At 61.4% G+C, this 7041-nt stretch carries 7 protein-coding genes; all 7 read left to right on the top strand.

Annotation, left to right across the window (positions count from 1 at the left end; translation table 11 throughout):
* Positions 1 to 2280: outer membrane protein assembly factor BamA (bamA, locus tag DM807_RS26315; RefSeq protein ID WP_179028150.1), on the top strand; the 2280-nt coding region annotated here is incomplete at its 5' end.
* Positions 2281 to 2324: 44 nt separating this feature from the next.
* Positions 2325 to 2828, top strand: a complete 504-nt coding sequence (locus DM807_RS26310) for an OmpH/Skp family outer membrane protein (protein WP_012270843.1) — start codon at positions 2325 to 2327, stop codon at positions 2826 to 2828.
* A 1-nt stretch (position 2829) separates the two neighbouring features.
* Entirely contained in the window at positions 2830 to 3885 is a 1056-nt protein-coding gene (lpxD, locus tag DM807_RS26305) for a UDP-3-O-(3-hydroxymyristoyl)glucosamine N-acyltransferase (RefSeq protein ID WP_012270844.1), read from the top strand.
* Between the two features lie 114 nt (positions 3886 to 3999).
* Positions 4000 to 4440: a 3-hydroxyacyl-ACP dehydratase FabZ gene (fabZ, locus tag DM807_RS26300; protein WP_003252314.1), complete on the top strand. Its 441-nt coding sequence runs from the start codon at positions 4000 to 4002 to the stop codon at positions 4438 to 4440.
* On the top strand, positions 4437 to 5213 hold the full coding sequence (gene lpxA, locus DM807_RS26295; protein ID WP_012270845.1) for an acyl-ACP--UDP-N-acetylglucosamine O-acyltransferase: 777 nt from the start codon (positions 4437 to 4439) through the stop codon (positions 5211 to 5213). Before fabZ ends, lpxA begins: the two co-directional genes overlap by 4 nt.
* A 1-nt stretch (position 5214) precedes the next feature.
* Positions 5215 to 6342, top strand: coding sequence for a lipid-A-disaccharide synthase (gene lpxB, locus DM807_RS26290; protein ID WP_179028149.1), 1128 nt, complete (start codon positions 5215 to 5217; stop codon positions 6340 to 6342).
* A gap of 1 nt (position 6343) precedes the next feature.
* Entirely contained in the window at positions 6344 to 6967 is a 624-nt protein-coding gene (rnhB, locus tag DM807_RS26285) for a ribonuclease HII (RefSeq protein ID WP_012270847.1), read from the top strand.
* The last annotated feature ends 74 nt before the right edge of the window (positions 6968 to 7041 follow it).

Genomic DNA, 7041 nt, shown 5'->3' with positions numbered 1-7041 from the left:
CGCGTCAACGGCCTGCAGCGGGTTTCCGCCGGCAGTGTGTTCGGTGCCCTGCCGCTGAACGTCGGCGACCAGGCCGATGACCGCCGCCTGGTGGACTCGACCCGTTCCCTGTTCAAGACCGGGTTCTTCCAGGACATCCAGTTGAACCGCGATGGCAATGTGCTGATCATCAACGTGGTCGAGCGCCCGTCGGTGTCGAGCATCGAGATCGAAGGCAACAAGGCGATCAGCACCGAAGACCTGATGAAGGGCCTGAAGCAATCGGGCCTGGCCGAGGGCGAAATCTTCCAGCGTGCCACCCTCGAAGGTGTGCGTAACGAGCTGCAACGCCAGTACGTGGCCCAGGGCCGCTACTCGGCCGAGGTCGACGCCGAAGTGGTGCCGCAGCCGCGCAACCGTGTGGCGCTGAAGATCAAGATCAACGAAGGCACCGTCGCCGCCATCCAGCACATCAACATCGTTGGCAACAACGTGTTCGATGATGAAACCCTGGGGCAGCTGTTCGAGCTGAAGACCACCAACTGGCTGTCGTTCTTCAAGAACGATGACAAGTACGCCCGTGAAAAACTCTCCGGTGACCTGGAGCGCCTGCGTTCCTACTACCTGGACCGCGGCTACATCAACATGGACATCGCCTCCACCCAGGTGTCCATCACGCCGGACAAGAAGCACGTCTACATCACCGTCAACATCAACGAAGGCGAGAAGTACACCGTTCGCGACGTGAAGCTGTCCGGTGACCTCAAGGTGCCGGAAGACCAGGTCAAGTCGCTGCTGCTGGTGCAGCCAGGCCAGGTATTCTCGCGCAAGGTGATGACCACCACCTCCGAGCTGATCACCCGCCGCCTGGGTAACGAAGGCTACACCTTCGCCAACGTCAACGGCGTGCCACAGCCGAACGACCAGGACCACACGGTCGACATCATGTTCGTGGTCGACCCGGGCAAGCGTGCCTACGTCAACCGCATCAACTACCGCGGCAACACCAAGACCGAAGACGAAGTGCTGCGCCGCGAAATGCGCCAGATGGAAGGCGGGTGGGCGTCGACCTACCTGATCGACCAGTCCAAGACCCGTCTGGAGCGCCTGGGCTTCTTCAAGGAAGTCAACGTCGAGACCCCACCGGTGCCGGGCACCGACGACCAGGTCGACGTCAACTACAGCGTCGAAGAGCAGGCCTCCGGCTCGATCACCGCCAGCGTCGGTTTCGCCCAGAGCGCCGGCCTGATCCTCGGTGGTTCGATCAGCCAGAGCAACTTCCTCGGTACCGGTAACAAAGTATCCGTCGGCCTGACCCGTTCGGAATACCAGACCCGCTACAACTTCGGCTTCGTTGATCCCTACTTCACTGCCGATGGCGTCAGCCTGGGCTACAACGCCTTCTACCGCAGCACCGACTACGACGACCTCGACGTCGACGTGGCCAGCTATGCGGTGGACAGCTACGGTGCCGGCGTGAGCCTGGGCTACCCGATCAGCGAAACCTCGCGCCTGACCTACGGCCTGAGCGTGCAGCAAGACAAGATCAAGACCGGTAAGTACACCGTTGACGAGATCTTCGATTTCCTCGACCAGGAAGGCGACAACTTCCTGAACTTCAAGGCTTCGATCGGTTGGTCCGAATCGACCTTGAACAAAGGCGTGCTGGCCACCCGTGGTCACTCGCAAAGCCTGACCCTGGAATCCACCATTCCGGGCAGCGACCTGTCGTTCTTCAAGCTCGACTACCGTGGGCAGCTGTTCCAGCCGATCAGCAACGACTACACCCTGCGCCTGCACACCGAACTGGGCTATGGTGATGGTTATGGCAGTACATCGGGCCTGCCGTTCTACGAGAACTACTTCGCAGGTGGCTTCAACTCTGTCCGTGGCTTCAAGGACAGCAGCCTGGGCCCGCGCAGTACCCCGAGCCGTGGCGCGGATGATCCTAACGGCAAACCCGGTACCATCCGTGACCCGGACCAGGATCCGCTGCCGTTCGGTGGCAACGTGCTGGTTCAAGGTGGCGTCGAATTGCTGTTCCCGCTGCCGTTCGTCAAGGATCAGCGTTCGCTGCGCACGTCCGTGTTCTGGGACGTGGGTAACGTGTTCGACACCAATTGCGGCAACAAACCTGATTGCGAGAAGGTCGGCTTCTCGGGCATGGCCAGTTCGGTCGGCCTGGGTGTCACCTGGATTACCGCACTGGGCCCGCTGAGCTTCAGCCTGGCAATGCCGGTCAAGAAGCCGGACGATGCCGATACCCAGGTGTTCCAATTCTCTCTGGGCCAGACCTTCTAAGGTCGGCCCCTGCTTAATGACAACGGTTTATCCAGGAGTGCATCGTGCGTAAATTGGCTCAACTGGCCGTAGTGGCCGCGGCGCTGGTCGCCACCCCGGCTTTCGCCGAAATGAAGGTAGCCGTGCTGAACTATCAGATGGCCCTGCTCGAGTCGGATGCCGCCAAGAAGTACGCGGTCGATGCCGAGAAGAAGTTCGGCCCGCAACTGACCAAGCTGAAAAGCCTGGAAAGCAGCGCCAAGGGCATCCAGGACCGCCTGATCAAGGGCGGTGACAAGATGCAGCAGCAGGAGCGTGAGCGCCTGGAACTCGAGTTCAAGCAAAAGGCCCGCGACTTCCAGTTCCAGTCCAAGGAGCTGAACGAAGCCAAGGCCGTCGCTGACCGCGATATGCTCAAGCAGCTGAAGCCGAAGCTGGATGGCGCCGTCGAGGAAGTGATCAAGAAAGGCGGTTTCGACCTCGTTCTCGAGCGTGGTGCGGTCATCGATGTCAAACCTCAGTACGACATCACCCGCCAGGTCATCGAGCGCATGAACCAAGCCCGTTGATATGAGTGTGACCATGACGCTAGGCCAACTGGCCGAGGCCCTCGGTGCCACCCTCAAGGGGCCCGAGGCGCTGCAGATTACCGGGCTGGCCACCTTGCAAGAGGCTGGCCCCGGTCAGTTGAGCTTCCTCGCCAACCCGCAGTACCGCAAGTACCTGGATAACTGCCAGGCGGGTGCGGTATTGCTCAAGGCCGCGGATGCCGAGAGTTTCGCTGGCAATGCCCTGATCGTGGCCGACCCCTACCAGGCGTATGCGCGTATTTCCCACCTGTTCGACCCTAAACCCAAGGCTGTGGCGGGAATCCATCCCAGCGCCGTGGTGGCTGAGGACGCGCAGGTAGACGCCAGCGCCAGCATCGGGCCGTTCGCGGTCATCGAAAGTGGTGCACGTATCGAGGCTGATGTCAGCATCGGCGCACATTGCTTCGTCGGTGCGCGTTGCGTTGTAGGTGAGGGCGGCTGGCTGGCGCCGCGGGTTACGTTGTATCACGACGTCACCATCGGCAAGCGTGTGGTCATCCAGTCGGGTGCTGTGATCGGCGGCGAAGGCTTCGGTTTTGCCAATGAGAAGGGCATCTGGCGCAAGATTGCCCAGATTGGTGGCGTCACCATTGGTGATGACGTGGAAATCGGCGTCAATACTGCCGTTGACCGTGGTGCGCTGTCCGACACGCGGATCGGGGACGGGGTCAAGCTCGACAACCAGATCCAGATCGCCCACAACGTGCAGATCGGTGACCACACGGCTATGGCCGCTTGCGTAGGCATCTCCGGCAGTACACGCATCGGCAAGCATTGCATGCTGGCCGGCGGCGTGGGCCTGGTGGGGCACATCGATATTTGCGATAACGTATTTGTTTCCGGGATGACAATGGTAACCCGTTCGATCACCGAACCCGGTTCCTATTCATCCGGCACAGCCATGCAGCCTCTGGCTGACTGGCGCAAGAGCGCTGCGCGTATCCGCCAGCTGGATGACATGGCCAAACGTCTTCAGCAGCTGGAAAAACGCGTCGATACCGTGACCTCAGGTGGCCTGCCGACATCAGAAGGCTGATACCATTCCCTGAGCAAGAGTGAACAGTCGCTAGCTGGCTCCTCTTTGGATTGCAAAAGGAGCGTGTGGTCAGCACCTGCGCTCCCTATTCTTATTACAGGCTTCCCCCCCGAAATGATGGACATCAACGAGATTCGCGAATACCTGCCTCACCGCTACCCGTTCCTGCTGGTGGATCGTGTGACGGATCTGGACTTCGAGGCCCAGAGCATTCGTGCCTACAAGAATGTCAGCATCAACGAGCCGTTTTTCAATGGCCACTTCCCGGCGCACCCGATCATGCCGGGCGTCCTGATCATCGAAGCCATGGCCCAGGCGGCCGGCATCCTTGGTTTCAAGATGCTCGATGCCAAGCCGGCCGATGGCACCCTGTACTATTTCGTCGGTTCCGACAAACTGCGTTTCCGTCAGCCGGTACTGCCGGGTGACCAGCTGGTGCTGGAAGCCAAGTTCCTCAGCCGCAAAAGCATGATCTGGAAGTTCGAATGCCGCGCCCTGGTCGATGGCAAACCGGTTTGCTCGGCAGAAATCACCTGCGCGGAACGCTCCCTATGAATTCGATTGATCCTCGGGCCATTATCGATCCGTCGGCCAAGCTGGCCGATGGGGTCGAGGTCGGCCCTTGGTCGATCGTTGGCCCTGATGTAGAAATCGGGGAGGGCACCGTTATCGGCCCGCATGTTGTGCTCAAGGGGCCGACCCGCATTGGCAAGCACAACCGTATCTTTCAGTTTTCCTCGATCGGTGAAGACACCCCGGACCTCAAGTACAAGGGGGAGCCGACGCGCCTGGTGATTGGCGATCACAATGTGATCCGCGAAGGGGTGACCATCCACCGTGGTACTGTTCAGGACCGCGCGGAGACCACCGTGGGTGACCACAACCTGATCATGGCCTACGCCCACATTGGCCACGACAGCGTCATCGGCAACCACTGCATCCTGGTCAACAACACGGCGCTGGCCGGTCATGTGCATGTGGGTGACTGGGCGATCCTGTCCGGCTACACCCTGGTTCACCAGTACTGCCACATTGGCGCCCACGCGTTTTCCGGCATGGGCACGGCGATTGGCAAGGACGTTCCGGCTTTCGTGACCGTGTTCGGCAGCCCGGCCGAAGCCCGCAGCATGAACTTCGAGGGCATGCGCCGCCGTGGTTTCAGCGACGAGGTGATCCACGTGCTGCGTCGTTGCTACAAGATTGTCTACCGTCAGGGCCTGACCGTCGAAGACGCGCTCAAGGAACTGGCCGAGCCGGCCGCGCAACATCCTGAGGTCGAGCTGTTCCGTCAGTCGATCGTGAGCTCCGCCCGCGGTATTACACGCTGATATGGCCCAGCTTTGCGTAGCGCTGGTCGCCGGTGAGGCCAGCGGCGATATTCTGGGTTCAGGCTTGATGCGTGCCCTCAAGGCACGTCACCCTGATGTACGTTTTATCGGCGTTGGCGGCCCTTTGATGGAAGCCGAAGGCCTGCAATCCTATTTCCCCATGGAGCGCCTGGCCGTCATGGGCCTGGTCGAAGTACTGGGGCGCCTGCGCGAGCTGCTCAAGCGCCGCAAGCTATTGATCCAGACGTTGATCGACGAAAAACCCGACGTTTTCATCGGTATCGACGCCCCGGACTTCACCCTCAATATCGAACTGAAACTGCGTCAGGCCGGCATCAAGACCGTGCACTACGTCAGCCCATCAGTGTGGGCCTGGCGGCAGAAGCGTGTGCTGAAGATTCGCGAAGGTTGCGACCTGATGCTGACGCTGTTGCCGTTTGAGGCGCGCTTCTACGAAGAGCAAGGTGTACCGGTGCGCTTTGTCGGCCACCCGCTGGCCGACACCATCCCGCTTGAAGCTGACCGCTCGGCCGCGCGTGCCGCACTGGGCCTGGGCGAAGGGCCGATAGTGGCGCTGATGCCCGGTAGCCGGGGTGGTGAAGTAGGGCGCTTGGGCGCGTTATTCCTCGATGCAGCCGAGCACCTGTGTCAGCAGGTGCCGGGTGTGCGCTTCGTGCTGCCCTGTGCCAACGCTGCGCGGCGTGCCCAGGTCGAGCACATGCTTGAAGGGCGCCAGCTGCCGCTGACCTTGCTCGATGGCCAGTCGCACCAAGCCCTGGCGGCCTGTGACGCGGTGTTGATCGCTTCGGGCACCGCGACCCTCGAAGCGCTGCTGTACAAGCGGCCGATGGTGGTGGCGTACCGCCTGGCACCGTTGACCTACTGGATTCTCAAGCGCCTGGTGAAAAGCCCCTACGTGTCGTTGCCGAACCTGCTGGCCCAGCGCGAGCTGGTGCCCGAGCTGCTGCAGGACCAAGCCACCAGCCAAGCGTTGGCCAACACCCTTGCGCCGCTGGTGCGCGATGGTAGCCAACAGACCGAACGTTTCGACGAAATTCACCGCACCCTGCGCCGTGACGCCTCCAACCAGGCGGTCGAGGCGGTACTGGCCCTGCTCAAGGACCGCTGACATGCAAATTGGACTGGACTTCAACCTGGTCGAAGACCTGGTTGCCGGCGTTGACGAAGTGGGCCGTGGCCCGCTGTGCGGCGCAGTGGTTACGGCGGCAGTGATCCTCGACCCTGCGCGACCGATTCTTGGCCTGAACGATTCGAAGAAACTCACTGAGGCCAAACGCGAGGCGCTGTTCGACGAGATCTGCGAAAAGGCCCTGAGCTTCTGCATCGCCCGCGCCGAGGTCGAGGAAATCGACCGCCTGAATATCCTGCAAGCCACCATGCTGGCCATGCAACGTGCGGTGGAAGGCCTGCACATTACCCCCAAGCTGGCCTTGATCGATGGCAACCGCTGCCCGAAGCTGGCCGTGCCGGCGTCGCCTGTGGTCAAGGGCGATAGCCAGGTGCCGGCCATTGCGGCGGCATCGATCCTGGCCAAAGTAACCCGTGATCGGGAAATGAGTGCATTCGAACTGATCTACCCAGGGTATGGCATCGGCGGGCACAAGGGTTACCCGACTCCCGTGCACCTTGAGGCGCTCGCGCGCCTGGGGCCTACGCCCATTCATCGGCGTTCGTTTGCCCCGGTGCGGGCGGCGTGGGAAGCGCGTGAAGGCGTCACCGATTCCCTGATCTGACCTGCCAGGGCCGCTTCGCGGGCTTGCCCGCTGCCGCAGGTGCGGCGTCGCTGATAATGGCAGCAATCTCTCGG

The organism is Pseudomonas hunanensis, from assembly GCF_013393325.1.
Classification (GTDB): Bacteria; Pseudomonadota; Gammaproteobacteria; order Pseudomonadales; family Pseudomonadaceae; genus Aquipseudomonas; species Aquipseudomonas putida_P.
This window is presented reverse-complemented; position numbering and strand designations above follow the sequence as displayed.